This window comes from Methylomonas sp. 2F7 (assembly GCF_057126975.1).
Window position 1 is genome coordinate 1,437,844 of record NZ_CP195203.1, and the last position, 17,566, is coordinate 1,455,409.

The following is a 17,566-nucleotide window of genomic DNA, read 5'->3' on the forward strand; positions in this document are numbered from 1 at the left end:
GGGAATAGGCGGCAGAACCCAGCAAGCAGATTCAATGACATCAAATACCGATCAGACAGCTGATTTTAACGCACTCGTCGATCCGCACGCCCAGCGTGAGGCCGAAAAATACGAGAACCCCATACCCAGTCGCGAGCTGATCCTCCAGCTTATTCAAGAAGCCGGCAAGCCGTTACGCCGCCAACAAATCGCCCAACAATTTGCCCTGGAAACTCCCGATGCCTTGGAAGCGCTACGCCGCAGGCTGCGCGCCATGGAGCGTGACGGTCAGTTAAGTTTTAACAGCCGGCAAAAATATAGCCTGGGCTCCGGGGATAACACCATTGCCGGACGGGTGCTCGGCCATCCGGAAGGCTTCGGTTTCTTGAAACCCGATGACGGTAGCGAAGACTTGTTTTTGTCGCCGCGGGAAATGAAGCCACTGATGCCTAATGACCGCGTAATCGCGCGCGTGGCCGGCCTTGATAGACGTGGCCGCCGTGAAGCGGCAGTGATTGAAATCAGCGAACGCAATACGCATCAAGTGGTCGGCCGGTTTTTTACCGAGGGCCGCGTGGCTTATGTGGTGCCGGATAACAAAAAAATCGCTCACGAAGTGTTGATTGCCAAGGAAGATGTTGGTCATGCCAAGCAAGGTCAGATCGTGGTGGCCGAAATCATTCAGCAACCTAGCCAGCATTGCCAGCCCTTGGGCCGCATCACCGAAGTGCTGGGCGCGCATATGGCACCTGGCATGGAAATTGAAATGGCGATTCGCTCGCACGATTTGCCCAATCAGTGGCCGGACCAGTTACTGGAAGAAATCAAGGCACTAACTCCACAAGTGCCGGAGTCCGCCAAGCAGGGCCGAGAGGATATTCGCAAGTTGCCTTTGGTCACGATAGACGGTGAAGATGCCCGCGATTTTGACGATGCAGTGTACGCGCAGAAAACCCCGAAAGGCTGGAAACTGCTGGTGGCGATTGCCGACGTCTCACACTATGTAAAAGTCGATACCGCTCTGGATGCCGAAGCCAAAAACCGCAGTACCTCGGTGTATTTCCCGGAAAAAGTGATACCGATGCTGCCGGAGATACTCTCCAACGGTTTGTGTTCGTTGAACCCGGAAGTGGATCGCTTATGCATGGTCTGCGAACTGCTGATCAACGAAGAAGGGAATGTCCTGCGTTCGCGGTTTTTTGAAGCTGTGATGCGCTCCCATGCGCGTTTGACCTATACCGAAGTAGCAAAAATACTGGTGGATGGCGATCAGAAGCTGGCAAAAAAACACGCCGCTTTGTTGCCGCATCTCCAGACCTTATACGGCTTGTATAAAGTGATGCGCAATCAGCGCGAGTTGCGCGGAGCCATGGATTTCGACACTCAGGAGACCAAGATCGTCTTTGGGCCGGAGCGCAAAATCGCGGAAATCGTGCCTTTGCAGCGCAACGATGCCCATAAGCTGATCGAAGAATTTATGATCACTGCCAACACGGCGGCGGCGAAGTTTCTGAACAAGAAAAAAATGCCGCGCCTACTGCGGATTCATGATGGCCCAGGCCCGGAAAAATTACTGGCGCTGAAAACCTTTCTAGGCGAACTGGGTTTATTTCTGGGCGGCAAGGCTCAACCCACGCCATTGGATTACATGCATTTGCTGGAGTCGGTAAAGGAGCGTCCCGACGCGCATTTGATTCAGACCATTTTACTGCGCTCCATGTCGCAAGCCGTCTACAGCCCGGAAACCAAAGGCCATTTCGGTTTGGCGCTGGATGCTTATGCGCATTTCACCTCGCCGATCCGACGTTATCCGGATTTGCTGGTGCATAGGGCTATTCGGCATTGTCTGGCCGGCAAATCCGTGGATAGTTTTTATTACACGCATCCTGACATGGTGTTGTTGGGCGAGCATTGTTCGGCGAACGAGCGCCGCGCCGACGACGCCACCCGCGATGTGGTGAGCTGGCTGAAATGCGAATACATGATGGACAAGATCGGCGAAGAGTTCGACGGCTTGATTTCCGCTGTGACCGGTTTTGGGTTTTTCGTTGAATTACAATCGATTTACGTGGAAGGCTTGGTGCACATCGCCTCCTTGGTACAGGATTATTTTGCCTTCGACGCCAGCAAACACCAGTTATACGGCGAGCGCACCGGCGTGCGTTACCGCTTGGGCGATATGGTCAAAATTCGCGTGGTGCGCGTTAATCTGGACGACAAGAAAATCGATTTCGAGTTGATACAGTCGGGTAAGAAAATCGCCAAAACCAAGTCATCTTCCAGCCGTAAAAAAGTTGCAGCTAACAGCAAAACTGTTAAATCAGATAACGATAAAAAAGCCCCAAGTAAGCCAAAAGCCAAAAGACGCCGTCGCTCATGAATTTAACCCAATTGTTTGGCATTCATGCGGTGCAGGCCGCGTTGGATTATTCGCCACAGAAAATTCGCCGTGCCTGGATCGATAGTCAACGGCAGGATGTGCGTCTGAAGCAAGTGATTGACGATCTAATCAAGCTTGGCATCAATCCGGAAAAAACCGAGCGCAAAAAACTCGAAAAGATGGCCGATGGCAAAAATCACCAAGGCATTGTGGTGGCTGTGGAATTGCCGGCGATGCGTAGCGAAGACCAACTTAAGCAGGATGTCGAAGCGCTAACCACTACGCCGTTTTATCTGGTGCTGGATCAAGTGCAAGATCCGCATAATCTTGGCGCTTGTCTACGCACCGCCGATGCAGTAGGTGCGCATGGCGTGATCGTCACCAAAGACAATGCCGCCGGGATTACGCCGACGGTTTGCAAAGTAGCCAGTGGCGCGGCGGAAACGGTGCCGGTTTATCAGGTCACCAATCTGGCCAGGGTACTGCGCTGGTTGAAAGAGCAGAACATTTGGATCATGGGCGCGGCCGGCGAAGCCGAGCAGACCGTGTTTCAGACGAAGCTGGATATGCCCCTGGCGGTGGTGATGGGTACGGAAGGTACCGGCATGCGCCATTTGACCCGTCAGCATTGCGATTTTCTGGTGAAAATCCCGATGGCCGGGCAGGTGGAAAGCCTGAACGTATCGGTGGCCGCTGGCGTATTGTTGTACGAAGTGTTTCGGCAGAAACTGCTTGCTTAAACGGCATGAAGCGCATTTGCTATGTCTCGGCGGCTTTGCTTGCTAGTGCGTTAAACACGATGGCTTATGCCGAAATCGATGCACGAGCAATTGCCTTCAATTGTCGGAATTGTCACGCCGAGTCAAGTTTGGATGCCAAAAGCTCTATCCCTTCGCTAAAAAGTTTATCCGCTCAGCAGATCCAGCAGGCCTTGCTGGATTTTAAATACGACAAAAAGCCTGCCACATTGATGCCGCGTTTGGCTAAAGCTTATAGCGATGCTGAACTTGCGGCTGTTGCGAAATTCTTGAGTCGCAATTAGTGGCAGGCTTATCCCGAAGACGTTTTTTGCAAGGCATTGCCGGCTTGGGAGCGGGCGTTCTTAGCGGTTGTGGCGGGGTGCCGCTCCGTAGTGGCGGTAAAGCGCATGTCGTTGTGGTCGGCGGCGGCTTCGGCGGCGCGACGGCGGCGAAATATCTGCGTTTGCTGGACGCGAATATTCAAGTCACGCTGATCGAACCCAAAGCCAAATATATCACTTGTCCCGGCAGTAATTGGCTGTTTGCCGGTTTGGCGAACCTCGACCAATTGACGGTCGATTACCAGGATTTACAAGACAGATATGGCGTCAAGCTGTTAGTTGATCGCATTAGTAGTTTGGACGCTGCACAAAGGCAATTGCGCTTGGCCGGGGGACAAAGTGTCACCTATGACAGGTTAATCATGTCGCCCGGCATAGATTTTCGCTGGGATGCGATGGCCGGTTACGATCAGGCTGCCGCAGAACAATTTCCGCATGCCTGGCAGGCCGGTCCGCAGACCTTGCTGTTGGCGCGGCAACTGCAAGCGATGCCCGATGGTGGGGTGGTGTTAATCGCGGTGCCGGCCGATCCTTATCGATGCCCGCCTGGCCCTTACGAGCGGGCAAGTATGATGGCCTATTGGCTGAAACAGCATAAACCGCGTTCGAAAATTCTCATTCTCGATGCCAAGCGCAGCTTTTCCAAGCAAGCGCTGTTCGAAGCCGGTTGGACGAAACATTACGGTTACGGCACCACCAATAGCCTGATCGAGTGGCTTAGCTTGGCCGATAATCCTTTGCTCCAACTAGATAAGCAGAATAGGGTACTGACTAGCGAATTCGGCGACCGCTTCCGAGGCGATGTGTTGAATATCATTCCGCCGCAAACCGCCGCGCAAATAGCATTGCAGCATGGTTTGGCAGATGCCACGGGGTGGTGTTCGGTTCGGCCGCTGACCGGGCAATCGCTATTCGACGAGTTTATTCATGTAATCGGCGATGCCGCACACTACGCGCCTATCCCTAAATCCGCTTTTGCCGCGAATTCCGAGGCCAAAGCGTGTGCGTTGGCGGTGACGAGCTTAATCAATCAGACCGCCATCGCTGAAGCGCATTGGCTGAATACCTGCTATAGCCTGATCGCGCCCGATCACGGTATTTCCGTGGCTGGGGTTTACAAACTGGATGCGGCCAATGCGATTGCGCCGGTGAAAGGAGCCGGCGGAGTGAGTGCGCGAACCGATGCCCAAGTTGCCGCTACGGAAGCGGATTACACGCGTGCCGTTTATCGGAGCTTGATTGCCGATACATTTGGTTAATTTGATCATAAATGTTTTATTTCAATAGCTTGTGTTGGTTTTTTGTAATTTTTTTTGAATTGTTTTTCCTTGCAATTGAAACTGAATAAGAAAGCAATTTTTCGGCCAGAATTTACGAGTATTTACTATTGAAGGCGCGGGAATCCGAAAACAGCGTGTTACAATCGCGCCTGTTCCTTTTCCATGGTTGACTGCGTGAAGAAAAAACCGCTATTACAAATACTGTTGCTGAGTATGCTGTCCGGCAAGGCCGCTCATGCAAGCAGCTTTGTAGTTGAGGATATTCAGGTCAAGGGCTTACAAAGAATTTCCGCCGGTACTGTCTACAACTATTTGCCGGTTAATGTCGGCGAAACCTTTTCCGAAGACAAGCAAGCCGCGGCCATCAGAGCCTTATTCAACACCGGGTTTTTCAAGGATATATCGCTGGAACGCGATGGCGGTACGCTGGTGGTGAATGTGGTCGAGCGGCCTTCGGTTGCGAAAGTGGTGATCGAAGGCAACAAAGACATCAAAAAAGAAGACTTGACCGAAGCCTTGAAGAAAATCGGCTTGGCGGAAGGTAAGGTTTACAACAAACAAATCCTGGATAAGGTTGAGCAAGAACTGCGCCGGCAATATTTTAGCCACGGTAAATACGGCCTGAAAATTAAAACCGAAGTCTCGGAATTGACGCGTAACCGGGTCGGCATTCATATCGATATTTCCGAAGGCCGGGTTGCAAAAATCAAGCAAATCAATATCGTCGGCAGCAAATCCTTTGCCAACGATCTATTGCGGAAAGAATTCGAATTAAGCACGACCAACTTCCTGTCTTTTTATTCCAAAGACGACCAATATTCCAAACAAAAGCTGTCCGCCGATCTGGAAAAACTGCGTTCGTATTATCTGGACCGTGGTTATATCAATTTCTCCATCGAATCTACTCAGGTCGATATTACGGCTGATAAAAAGGAAATTTACATCACCATCAACGTCAAGGAAGGCGATGTGTACACCTTGGAAAAGGTCAAACTGTCCGGTGAACTGATCGTGCCGCCGGAAGAGTTGATCAAGCTGGTTAAGGTCGGGCCGGGCGAGATTTTTTCCCGGAAAAACGCTACCGAAACGTCCAAGTCCATTTCTGACCGCTTGGGCGACGAGGGCTATACCTTTGCCAACGTGAATATGGTGCCGGAGATTAACGAGCAGCAAAAAACCGTGGCGATGACCTTCTTTGTCGATCCGGGCAAACGTGTGTATGTGCGACGAATTAACGTCAAGGGCAACACCAAGACCCGTGATGAAGTGATTCGGCGGGAAGCTCGGCAAATGGAGTCCAGTTGGGCGGCCAGCAGCAAGATTGAACGGACCAAGACCCGTTTGGATAGATTGGGTTATTTTGAGGAAGTGGGGGTAGAAACCCCGCCGGTAGTGGGTTCGGCCGATCAGATCGATGTCAATTACACCATCAAGGAAAAAGCTTCCGGTAACTTGCAGGCCGGTGTCGGTTACTCGCAGGTGCAAGGGATTATTTTTAACGCCAACGTGTCGCAAGACAATATCTTCGGTACCGGTAAGCGGGTAGATTTTGCCTTTAACAACAGCAGTATTTTGACGCGCTACAATCTGGGTTTTTCCGATCCTTACTACACGTTGGATGGCGTGGCGATGGGCTACAACCTCGGTTACACCTCTCGAAATGCTTATGCGGCTAACTTGGCGGCTTACAACACAACGGTCACGAATGCCGGTATCAACTTCGGTATCCCGTTGAATGAGTTCGACCGCATTGGTTTTGATATTGATTTAAAGCGCACCGAGATCGAAAACACGAACTTATCGTCGGACACGATTCTAAAATTCTTAGGGTTTCAGAAGGGTGATAATATCTCGGCTATCAGATCCAGAAGCTTTGATACCCTGTCAACTTCTGCCGGTTGGACTCACGATACTTTGGATAGAGCGACTTTTGCCCACAGCGGTGGACAGCAGAGGCTGTCCGGATTGATTACTGTACCCGGTAGTGATCTGGAATATTTCAAAGTCGGATATAAACATCAGCATTATTTCCCCTTATCCAACGACTTTACCTTCCGTTTGTTAGGTGAGGTGGCGCATGGCGGCAGCTACGGTGGTAGTTCCGGTTTGCCGTTTTTTGAAAACTACTTTGCCGGTGGTACTGGGGACGTTCGCGGTTTTATGCAAAACACCCTGGGTGTCATTGACACCAACGACATCAACACCGCCAATACTTACAACCGTCCTATCGGTGGTTCCACAAAAATGATTGGCAAAGCCGAACTGTTTTTCCCTGTGCCGTTCTTAAGTGATATGAAATCGGTGCGGATTGGCTCTTTTGTTGACGCGGGTACTTTGGCACCTGGACTCAATACCGGCGATTTGCGCAAGTATTTCCGATATTCGGTGGGCTTGTCCGGCGAATGGTTATCCCCGTTTGGTGCGTTGGCAGTGAGCGTCGCCCAACCACTGAATTCGGAGAGTACCGATAGAACTCAAGCCTTCCAGTTCACCTTCGGCTCGGGATTTTAGTTTAGTTTGAGCCTGTTTTGCCCTATAATCGCCTTTGCGTTCTGTCTTAAACTCAAAAAATTAACCGGAGATGGTTTTGACCATGAAAAATAGAATTTCTTTGTTTCTAATGCTGATGATTTTTGCTGGCGTGAGTCACGCAGAGCTGAAAATCGGTTTTGTCAATGTGGCCAAGGTTTTGGAAAAAGCGCCACAAGCCGCCAAAGCAAAAACTCGCTTGGAAACTGAATTTTCACCAAGAGACAAAGCGCTGGTTTCTCAGCAAAAAGAGATTAAATCGCTGGAAGAAAAGTTGGGTCGTGACACTGCGGTAATGGGCGAAGAAGAGCGTCATAGAATCGAAAAAGACATTCTGGACAAAAAACGCGACGCGGCTCGTGCACAACAAGAGTTCAGCGAAGATTTCAACATGCGTAGAAACGAAGAGTTGGGCAACCTGCAAAAACGCATCGTAGAAGCAGTAAGAGCGTTAGCCAAAGAAGAGTCTTTTGATTTGTTGCTGACCGACGGTGTTATTTACGCCAACGATCAAATTGACGTTACCAGTCGCGTTCAGCAAAAACTGGAAAACTTGTCGCAGTAAGATTTTCCCCGATGCTTCCCTGATTGCGGAAGCATGCAGCACCTTAAGTGGGGGAGTTCCTGGTCTAAGCGAACTTCCCGCTTCTCCTCATTTCGCACAGATAACTCATGGCCGGCACACTCGATATTTTACAAATTCAGGAACTCTTGCCACATCGCTATCCTTTCTTGCTGGTAGACAGGGTGCTTGAGTGCGAGCCGGGCGTCCGTTTGCTGGCTGTGAAAAACGTGACATTTAACGAGCCGTTTTTTCAAGGCCACTTTCCAAGTCAGCCCATCATGCCTGGCGTGTTGATCATGGAAGCCCTGGCGCAAGCCACCGCGCTACTGACCTCGCAAAGTAACGACCAATTGGGCAAAGGCACGATTTATTACTTGGCGGGCATCGACAATGCCCGTTTCAAAAAACAAGTCGTTCCCGGCGACCAGTTGCGTCTGGAAGTGACTTACATCAAACACAAACGTCACCTATGGTCTTTTGATTGCCGTGCGGAAGTAGATGGCGAACTGGCGGCCAGTGCGCAAATTATGTGCGCGGCCGTTGCCGCAGAGGCCTAAATGATAGATCCCAGAGCGGTTGTTCATATCAATGCCGAATTGGCCGATGACGTTAAAGTGGGGCCATTCTCGGTTATTGGCCCGGATGTGCAGATTGATTCGGGTACCGAGATCGGGCCGCACGTGGTAATTAAAGGCCCTACCGCCATCGGCAAGGATAATACGATCTATCAATTCACCTCGATAGGCGAAGATCCGCAAGATAAAAAATATGCCGACGAAATCACCCGTTTGGAGATCGGCGACCGCAATGTGATACGCGAATTTTGCACGATGCACCGTGGTACGCAGCAGGATCGAGGTTTGACTTTGATCGGAAGCGATAATTTGTTCATGGCTTACACGCATGTCGCGCATGATTGTGAAATCGGCGATCATGTCATCATGGCGAATGGCGCCTCGATCGCTGGTCATGTGCATCTCGGCGATCACGCCATTTTGGGTGGTTTTACGTTGGTGCATCAGTTTACCCAAATCGGCGAATACAGTTTTTCGGCGATGGGTAGTGCAATTACTCAGGATATTCCGCCGTATGTGATGGTGGGTGGCAGACCTACTCGCCCGCACGGCATCAATTCGGTCGGTATGGAACGTAACGGCGTGCCGCCGGAAGTGATTCGGCAGATTCGTAAAGCCTATAAGATCCTCTATAAGAACAATCTGCGTCTGGAAGACGCCATCGAAGAAATGGAAGATATGGCCGGCGAAAGCAACGAACTTTCCAATATGGTCAGCTTTCTACGTAATGTCACGCGCGGTATCCTCCGATAACACCCCACGCATAGCCGGTATCGACGAAGTTGGCCGCGGCTGCATAGTCGGCCCGGTGGTTGCCGCTGCCGTGATTCTCGATTCTGCCAAACCGATTCCCGGATTGACCGACTCTAAAAAGCTCACCGAAAAGAAACGCAAGTTGCTGGCCGAACAGATCAAGGCCAACGCCTTATGCTGGGCCGTTGCCCGCGCCGAAGCCAGTGAAATCGACGATATCAACATTCTGCAAGCCACAATGGTAGCGATGCAAAGAGCTGTGTCGCAATTGAACTATCGCCCGGATTGGGTCAAGGTGGACGGCAATCGTTTGCCAATATTGGATATACCTGGCGAAGCTATCGTGCAAGGCGATTTATTGGTCGAGGAAATTTCCGCCGCTTCGATATTAGCCAAAGTCGCCCGCGATGAGGAAATGCAGACGCTGGATAGGCTGTATCCCGGCTATTCTTTTGCTATCCACAAAGGCTATCCGACCCAGCAGCATTTAGCGGCATTAGCGCAGCTTGGGATCACCCCGCAGCATCGAAAATCGTTTGCCCCTGTTAAAAAGTATCTTGTTTAAACAGCCATGACGCCGAGTTTCGTTCATCTTCGTATTCATACCGAGTTCTCCCTGGTTGACGGTATCGTCAGAATTAAGCCGTTGGTGAAGAAACTGGCTGAGTATCAAATGCCGGCTGCTGCGATTACCGAACAGAGCAATTTGTTCTCGCTGGTTAAATTCTATAAAGCCGCGCAAAGTGCCGGTATCAAACCCTTGATCGGCGCCGATGTGCTGATTTTCAACCCCGACGAACCGGCCTCGCCGTTTCGTTTGACTATGTTGGCGCGCAATAAAAAAGGCTACGTCACGCTGACCGAGCTAATTTCCCGAGGCTACCAGGAAGGGCAGCATCAAGGGATTCCGATGTTGCAGAAAGACTGGATTGCCGAGAATCATGAGGGTTTGATCGTGTTATCGGGAGCGATGGACGGCGATGTCGGTCAGGCCTTGTTGGCGGAAAATTCCGAGCAAGCCAAACGTTGTGCCGAATATTGGCGGGATTTGTTCGAAGACAGTTTTTACCTGGAATTGCAGCGGCTCGGTAAATCGGACGAGGAGCGTTACATCAAACTAGCAGCGGATTTGGCTGCCGAACTGGATTTGCCGGTGGTTGCCACCAACGACGTGCGTTTTATCAGTAAAAACGATTTCGACGCGCATGAAGTGCGCGTCTGTATTCATCAGGGCCGGGTGCTGGACGATAGCCGTCGGCCGAAAAACTATACCGCTCAGCAATATTTGCGCACTGCCGAGGAAATGGCGGAATTGTTCGCCGACATTCCGGAAGCCTTGGCTAATAGCGTGGAAATTGCCAAACGCTGCAATGTCGAGCTGACGCTGGGCGAAAACTATTTGCCCGATTTTCCGGTCCCCGAAGGCATGACTCTGGACGAGTATTTTAAACAGGCCTCTCGGCAAGGCATGGAAGAACGCTTGATCCAGTATCCGCCAATAGGCAAGGGAAGCTTCGCGGAAAACCGAAAAGTCTATGACGAACGCTTGGAAGTCGAGCTGAACGTGATCACCCAAATGGGTTTTCCCGGCTATTTCATGATTGTCGCCGACTTTATTCAGTGGGCCAAGAACAATGCGATACCGGTGGGGCCGGGGCGGGGCTCCGGTGCCGGTTCCTTGGTGGCGTACGCATTGAAGATTACCGATCTGGATCCGATCGAATTCGATTTGCTGTTTGAGCGGTTTTTGAATCCGGAACGGGTATCGATGCCTGATTTTGATATCGACTTTTGCATGGAACGCCGCGACGAGGTCATCGATTACGTGGCCCGTCACTATGGCCGCGATCACGTGTCACAGATTATCACCTACGGCTCGATGGCGGCCAAGGCGGTGATTCGCGACGTGGGGCGGGTGATGGGGCATGCCTACGGCTTCGTGGATAGGTTGGCAAAACTGATCCCATTTGAAATCGGCATGACCCTGGACAAAGCCCTGCAAGACAGTGCCGAATTGAAGGCATTGTACGATACCGAGGAAGAGGTCAAGTCGCTGATCGATATGGCGCGTTCGCTGGAAGGGATTTCCCGTAACGCCGGTAAACATGCCGGTGGCGTGGTGATTTCGCCGACCAAGCTAACCGATTTCAGCCCCTTGTATTGTGAACAGGGCGGCGGCAACCTGGTGACGCAGTTCGATAAGGACGATGTCGAAGCGGTTGGCTTGGTCAAATTCGACTTCCTGGGTTTGCGCACGCTGACGATTATCGATTGGGCGCTGCAAACCATCAATCGCCAGCGCGCGCAACGTGGCGAAGAGCCGGTCGATATTTCCCAGATTCCGCGCGACGACCTGCCTAGTTACGAATTATTAAAGAACGCCCAGACCACGGCCGTGTTTCAGCTGGAGTCGCGCGGTATGAAGGAGCTGATCAAAAAACTGAAACCGGATTGCTTTGACGACATCATCGCGCTGGTGGCTTTATTCCGTCCCGGACCGTTGGAATCGGGCATGGTCGACGACTATATCAATGTCAAACACGGTGCCAAGGCCGAATACGCTCATCCCTTGCTGGAGCCGATTCTAAAACCTACCAATGGCGTTATTCTGTATCAGGAGCAGGTGATGCAGATTGCTCGGGAATTGGCCAGTTACACCTTGGGCGGCGCCGATATGTTGCGGCGGGCGATGGGTAAGAAAAAGCCGGAGGAAATGGCAAAAGAGCGGGAAAAATTCATGTCGGGCGCGGTGGCAAACCAGATAGACGCAGCCATCGCGACATACGTTTTCGACCTGATGGAGAAATTCGCCGGCTACGGTTTCAACAAGTCGCATTCGGCGGCCTACGCTTTGGTTGCTTATCAAACCGCCTGGTTGAAGGCACATTTTCCGGCCGCGTTCATGGCGGCGGTAATGTCCTCGGATATGGATAACACCGATAAAGTGGTGGTGTTGATCGACGAATGCCGGGAAATGAAGCTGGAGATCTGCCCGCCGGACATTAATGTTTCCGACTTTCGTTTTACGGTAAACGACCAGGGGCAGATTGTTTACGGTATCGGTGCGATCAAGGGTGTCGGCGAAAATGCAATTGAAGATCTGTTAAAAGAGCGGGCCGCCAACGGAGCGTTTGCGGGTTTGTACGATCTGTGCAAGCGTGTCGATTTACGCAAGGTCAATCGCCGGGTTCTGGAAGCATTGATCAGAGCCGGAGCGCTGGATACTATCGATCCAAATCGCGCGGCGCATCTCGCCGAATTGACCACAGCGCTGCGAGTTGCCGAACAACACGGAAAAATGGCGCTGGCCGGTCAAAACGATCTATTCGGTCTGGCGGTGCAAGTGGAAGTGAGCGACGGTGAAGCGGAAGCTTATTCCACCGTGGTCGAGCCTTGGACCGAAAAAGAAAAGCTGGAAGCGGAAAAGCAAACTTTGGGTCTGTTTCTAACAGGTCATCCTATCGCCGAATATCTGCCGGAATTGAAGCATATTACCCACGGTTCGCTCGCCAGTCTGGAAGTCGATGCCGGCCGCTCCAGAGGCAAAATGGAAGCGCGTGTTGCCGGCTTGATCGTGGAAATGCGTACCCGGCAAACCAAGCAGGGCAAGATGATGGGTTTTGCAACGCTGGACGACCGTACCGGCCGGCTGGAAGTGGCGGCCTTCAGCAATATTTACGACAAATATCGCAACCTGCTCAGCAAAGACACAATCCTGATTGCCGAAGGCTCATTGGCAATGGACGACTTTACCAACAGTCTGAGGATGACTGCCGAGAAGCTCTACAGCATGGAAGAAGCGCGCGAGTTATATGCCCGCGGAATTACATTGACGATAGACCTGGCCAATGGCGACCTGCCGCCGGGTTGGCTGGCAAGCCTACAGACCACACTAACGCCATTCTGCGGCGGCCAATGTCCGATCCAAATCGAGTATCGCACTGCCACCGACAAAGCCACCCTGCAATTGGGTGACGACTGGCGCGTACGTCCGAGCGATGAACTCCTGATCCGCCTGCGGCGCTTGCTGTCTAACGTAACGGTGCTGGTCAGGTACTGACCTGGCGTCTAAGGGCGCTGCATTTCTGTTTGCTGAGGGGATGGGCTGAGTTCGGCCACAACCCGACCGTAGGGGCACCATCCAATTTAATTAGTTAAGGCATCCTGTGACCCAGCCGAATGTCCGGTATTCGGCGAGCAAATTGGCATTATCACTGCACTACTACGGCCAATGGACTGCCGGTTGGAGCGGCTTTCCAATTTCAATGATTAATACATCGTTTTATCTCGTCGAATGGTCGGTATTGGGTGAAAAATTGCTAATATTGCGACCTAACTGTGCAAAACGCAGGTCTTGGTATAATTTGCGTCAGGATTTATTGATTGGAGCCAGTTGATGAATAGATTCATTAAAAGCGGTTGTTGCACCTAGACCGCCTTGCTGCCAGAGAGTTTGGGCGACTATTTCATCGAGATCAATCCTGTATGAGTATTTGATGTTTTATTGATGAATTGGATCTTAATCAACTCGGTTTTTAGGGGGCAATCGGATGACTGGCAGACCAACCTATCACCCTGCAGTTCTATTGAATATTTCGATCGAACTTCTTCGCTTGAATTCTTTATTCCAAAGACATGCTAACTTTTTGTAAGCCACTCATTTTGCTATAAGGTCATCAATGTCAGAACTACTATATTTTTTAAACAAATACTTTGTCAATACTACTCTAGAGGCATTTATTTTGTTTGTGGTAATTCCCGGCTTACTTTATTACTTGAGACAAACTCAAAAATGGGACATTGCACTGCAAATGTGCACATTGGTGCTAGATGATCTTGATGACTTTAGTCATTTAGAAAAAATATCATCCCAAGCTGTCACATTTAAAAATTTGAAATTAGATAGAGATATAAGGCTTTCAAAAATTTCTTGCTACAGAGACTATTTTGGCTCGCGTGAAGCAAATATTATTAATATATCACATTTCAGTGATAAAGAACTTCGCAATGATATACTCACGATCGGGCGAAAAATAAGACAGTTCATTGGTTCGGCCAGATCACACAATCAAAAACTAGAACAAAATGAATATAAATGGCGTGATAACGACCCCATTTCAGATGTCGTTATTAACGAGATTAGCCGACAGTCTGAGGTGCTAAACGATGAATACCGAAAGATTGTTAGTGACATTAATGAACTAAGGGAAAGAATATTCTTTTTTGAAAAGAAAACAATCCGATCAAAAAAATATCATTACTCCATAATTGCAATAACAATCCTTTTTATCTTAAGTATTGTTATTGTTCCTAAATTACTTTTAGAGCCATCAGACTCTTCTAGTGGTAACTCTGTAGGGGCTTTGGATACTGGGGATGCTGGGGATGTTGGGGATACTGGGAATACTGGGAATACTGGGAATACTGGGAATACTGGGAATACTGGGAATACTGGGAATACTGGGAATACTGGGAATACTGGGAATACTGGGAATACTGGGAATACTGGGAATACTGGGAATACTGGGAGTGCTCAAGATAATGAAAACCCTGATAACTTGGTATTTTGGGTGCCTGCTTTATTGTTTCTTATCGCTGGCGTCGGAGCGTTTGCCCTAAGGAAGGGAGCCTGGAGCGTAGTTTTTGGAAGCTCTTCATTAATAATTGGCGCAATCTATGTAGGAGGATTTAGATTGGCTGATAAATTAAGTTTTGTCGAAAAAATGGAGGCTCCTGTTAATTTAACATTTGAAGGGATAACCATCAGCAAAACCATAAATGAAACTCTTCCAATTAAGCAGATATCCGAAAATAGCAGCAATAATCTTGCTAAACTCGAGTTCGTTGGAAAAATCGAAGGATTTAAAACAGGCGAAGACAAAATTCCATTGTTTGATATTCAACAGCAACTAAATAATATTGTCAATAACCATCCTTATTTTCCTTCGAGGAATTGCATTGTTCTCATGGGTAGCGCGGACAAACGGATGCTTAGAAACGCAGTTATGCTTCTTCATGAGTCTAATACATTGCTTGCAAAGAAACGAGGGTATTGGGTTGCGGAACAGGTTTCAAATTACATAAGCGGGTTAACTGAAGGTTATGTAGAAAAATATAAGCCTGATATTTCAGTATTCGCAGTTGCTCCAAAACACCCCTCATCAAAAGCCACGGATTTTGATTTAGCATCAGATCGACGTGTTGATATATATGTTTGCGATACAAATACTGACAAAACAAAAACTTCAGAAGTAAAATTACCGACGAGTCCAGGTTGAATGATCGGAATAATATTTCTATATGTGCGATGCTGTGTGATATCAAGAGCTAGATAAGAAACTCACTAATTTAACATTTGCTCAGAAATGTCAGAAGCTTGCCATTCAGAAATCAACCTTGAAGGTCGGAAATGGCTTGGGTGAGGTTGCCAACGACTGCTTTGTAGTACTCCAGGTTCATGAATCTGGAGTTGACTGACAGTCCGCTTTGGAGAAACGGGACAGGCCGGTTTGGGTGTGCGCCGTGCAAAGGCGGCGCTTTATCAGTGGGTGAGAGACCCACCCGGCTAAATCGCTCCGGCCGGAAGCAATCGGAGCAGTCATGGAGGTAACGAAGTGGCTGAAGCCTTCGATGTAAAGAGATCGCTTTAGGCGATTCAGCGAGTGTGCAGGCCGTAACGCGAGTGAACACTGAGCAAGCCTCGAAAAGGTCGATGCGCAGGCCGACCCGGCAGCCATTCCGGGGAAGGCTGATACGGTTGGGGAAACGAGCGAAGAGTATTCCCAGTCGCTGCGCCGGGGTAGTGGTGACAGCATGTACACAAGGTAAGCGCACGCAACACGGGAAGCCCTGCGGCGTGGTCAGCGATGACCAACCGGACGCCCGCGAGGGACAGGCCGGGCGCTGTAGGGTGGCGGAGAGGCTTGTAGTACCGGGGAAGCCGGGTAATGCCGGTGGAGGGAAGGGGCCTTAGTTCAAGATCAACGCAATAAGTGGAAAAGGACAGGAGATTGGGTAACCTATCAACTCCGTTAAGCGTTCAGAAACTACAGATGGCGTTACACGCAAAAGCGAAGGCTGAAGCTGACTATCGTTTCTATGCGCTGTACGACAAGATATACCGGGAAGACATCTTGGCGCATGCCTACGTCTGTTGCCGGGCCAACAAAGGTGCGCCGGGCGTGGATCGTCAGGACTTTGCCGATGTCGAAACGTATGGCCGGGAGCGATGGCTTGCGGAACTGGCGCTTGCGCTCAGAGAGGAGAATTACCGACCGAATCCTATCAGACGTGTTTATATCCCCAAACCGAATGGCAAACTGAGGCCACTGGGTATATCGACCTTACGAGATCGGGTCTGCATGACGGCAGCGATGCTGATATTGGAGCCGATCTTCGAAGCGGATTTACCCGACGAGCAATATGCCTATCGAGCGGGCCGTCATGCCCAGCAAGCGGTGGGCGAAATCAATCGCCATATGTTTAAAGGTCATCTGGACGTCGTTGATGCCGACTTGGCGGATTACTTCGGGAGTATTCCACATGCCGAGCTAATGAAATCGGTAGCTCGCCGTGTTGTAGATCGACGTGTGTTGCATCTCATCACGATGTGGTTGGAATGTGCGGTAGAAGAAACCGACCGACATGGGCGGACGATACGCACTACCGAGGCCAAAGATAAGCAACGCGGTATCCCGCAGGGTTCACCCATATCACCCTTACTGTCGAATTTATACATGCGGCGGTTTGTATTGGCATGGAAGAAACTGGGCCTGGAACGGGGGCTCGGCAGTCAAATCGTCACCTACGCCGACGACCTTGTTATCTTGTGTCGACGTGGCAAGGCTGAAGAAGCCTTGTTATGGATGCGTAAGATCATGGAGCGGTTGAAGCTCACGGTCAATGAGGAGAAAACGCAAATCTGCAAAGTGCCGGAAGGTGTGTTCGATTTTCTGGGTTACACATTCGGTCTGTTATATAGACCGCAAAACGGTAAGCCCTATCTGGGCTACCGGCCATCCAAGAAAAGTATTCGGCGCATGGTCGAGAAGGTTCAGGCGTTGACGGCTTATTCAATGGCGTGGCATGACACCACGTTGCTGATCTATAAATTGAACCGCATGCTACGCGGTTGGGCGAACTACTTTAGGGTAGGAACCTTCAATCGTGCCTATCGTGCGCTTGATAATTACACGGCAGCGCGGTTGCGTCGGTGGTTACGCAACAAGTATAAGGTGAGAAAGCGAGCAGGCGGAGGCTATCCATCTTCGTACCTCTATCAGACCCTTGGTTTGGTACGCTTAAGCCGCTTGGGGCGTGACGATCCGTGGGCGAAAGCGTGACATCTTGTCCGAGAGCCGGATGCGGGAAATCTGCTAGTCCGGTTCGATGAGCAGGGTGTGGAAACGGGGTTAAGGCAAGGCT

At 50.3% G+C, this 17,566-nt stretch carries 12 protein-coding genes; all 12 read left to right on the forward strand.

What is annotated here, in order from left to right; genetic code table 11:
• Positions 1-34: 34 nt before the first annotated feature.
• The 12 genes from rnr (at position 35) to ltrA (ending at position 17,484) form a co-directional block, all read left to right on the forward strand.
• Positions 35-2,359, forward strand: a complete 2,325-nt coding sequence (rnr, locus tag ACR64Q_RS06580; RefSeq protein ID WP_026604270.1) for a ribonuclease R — start codon at positions 35-37, stop codon at positions 2,357-2,359.
• Entirely contained in the window at positions 2,356-3,099 is a 744-nt protein-coding gene (gene rlmB / locus ACR64Q_RS06585; protein ID WP_026604271.1) for a 23S rRNA (guanosine(2251)-2'-O)-methyltransferase RlmB, read from the forward strand. The genes rnr and rlmB overlap by 4 nt, the downstream gene beginning before the upstream one ends.
• 5 nt (positions 3,100-3,104) lie before the next feature.
• Positions 3,105-3,401, forward strand: coding sequence for a c-type cytochrome (locus ACR64Q_RS06590; RefSeq protein ID WP_026604272.1), 297 nt, complete (start codon positions 3,105-3,107; stop codon positions 3,399-3,401).
• On the forward strand, positions 3,401-4,699 hold the full coding sequence (locus tag ACR64Q_RS06595) for an FCSD flavin-binding domain-containing protein (protein ID WP_483823290.1): 1,299 nt from the start codon (positions 3,401-3,403) through the stop codon (positions 4,697-4,699). Before ACR64Q_RS06590 ends, ACR64Q_RS06595 begins: the two co-directional genes overlap by 1 nt.
• Positions 4,700-4,894: 195 nt before the next feature.
• Complete coding sequence (bamA, locus tag ACR64Q_RS06600) at positions 4,895-7,231, forward strand: outer membrane protein assembly factor BamA (protein WP_409521161.1); 2,337 nt, start codon at positions 4,895-4,897, stop codon at positions 7,229-7,231.
• 82 nt (positions 7,232-7,313) lie between these two features.
• Positions 7,314-7,814, forward strand: coding sequence for an OmpH/Skp family outer membrane protein (locus tag ACR64Q_RS06605; RefSeq protein WP_020485707.1), 501 nt, complete (start codon positions 7,314-7,316; stop codon positions 7,812-7,814).
• A 107-nt stretch (positions 7,815-7,921) separates the two neighbouring features.
• Positions 7,922-8,371, forward strand: coding sequence for a 3-hydroxyacyl-ACP dehydratase FabZ (gene fabZ / locus ACR64Q_RS06610; protein WP_026604275.1), 450 nt, complete (start codon positions 7,922-7,924; stop codon positions 8,369-8,371).
• Positions 8,372-9,142 carry an acyl-ACP--UDP-N-acetylglucosamine O-acyltransferase gene (gene lpxA / locus ACR64Q_RS06615; RefSeq protein WP_020485709.1) on the forward strand — a complete coding sequence of 257 codons (771 nt, stop codon included), beginning with the start codon at positions 8,372-8,374 and terminating at the stop codon, positions 9,140-9,142.
• Complete coding sequence (rnhB, locus tag ACR64Q_RS06620) at positions 9,117-9,707, forward strand: ribonuclease HII (RefSeq protein ID WP_026604276.1); 591 nt, start codon at positions 9,117-9,119, stop codon at positions 9,705-9,707. Before lpxA ends, rnhB begins: the two co-directional genes overlap by 26 nt.
• Positions 9,708-9,713: 6 nt before the next feature.
• Positions 9,714-13,202 (forward strand): DNA polymerase III subunit alpha, encoded by a 3,489-nt coding sequence (gene dnaE / locus ACR64Q_RS06625; RefSeq protein ID WP_313734029.1) that lies wholly within the window; start codon positions 9,714-9,716, stop codon positions 13,200-13,202.
• 619 nt (positions 13,203-13,821) lie between these two features.
• Positions 13,822-15,420 carry a hypothetical protein gene (locus ACR64Q_RS06630; RefSeq protein WP_483823291.1) on the forward strand — a complete coding sequence of 533 codons (1,599 nt, stop codon included), beginning with the start codon at positions 13,822-13,824 and terminating at the stop codon, positions 15,418-15,420.
• A 774-nt stretch (positions 15,421-16,194) separates the two neighbouring features.
• Positions 16,195-17,484: a group II intron reverse transcriptase/maturase gene (gene ltrA, locus ACR64Q_RS06635; RefSeq protein WP_313734031.1), complete on the forward strand. Its 1,290-nt coding sequence runs from the start codon at positions 16,195-16,197 to the stop codon at positions 17,482-17,484.
• The last annotated feature ends 82 nt before the right edge of the window (positions 17,485-17,566 follow it).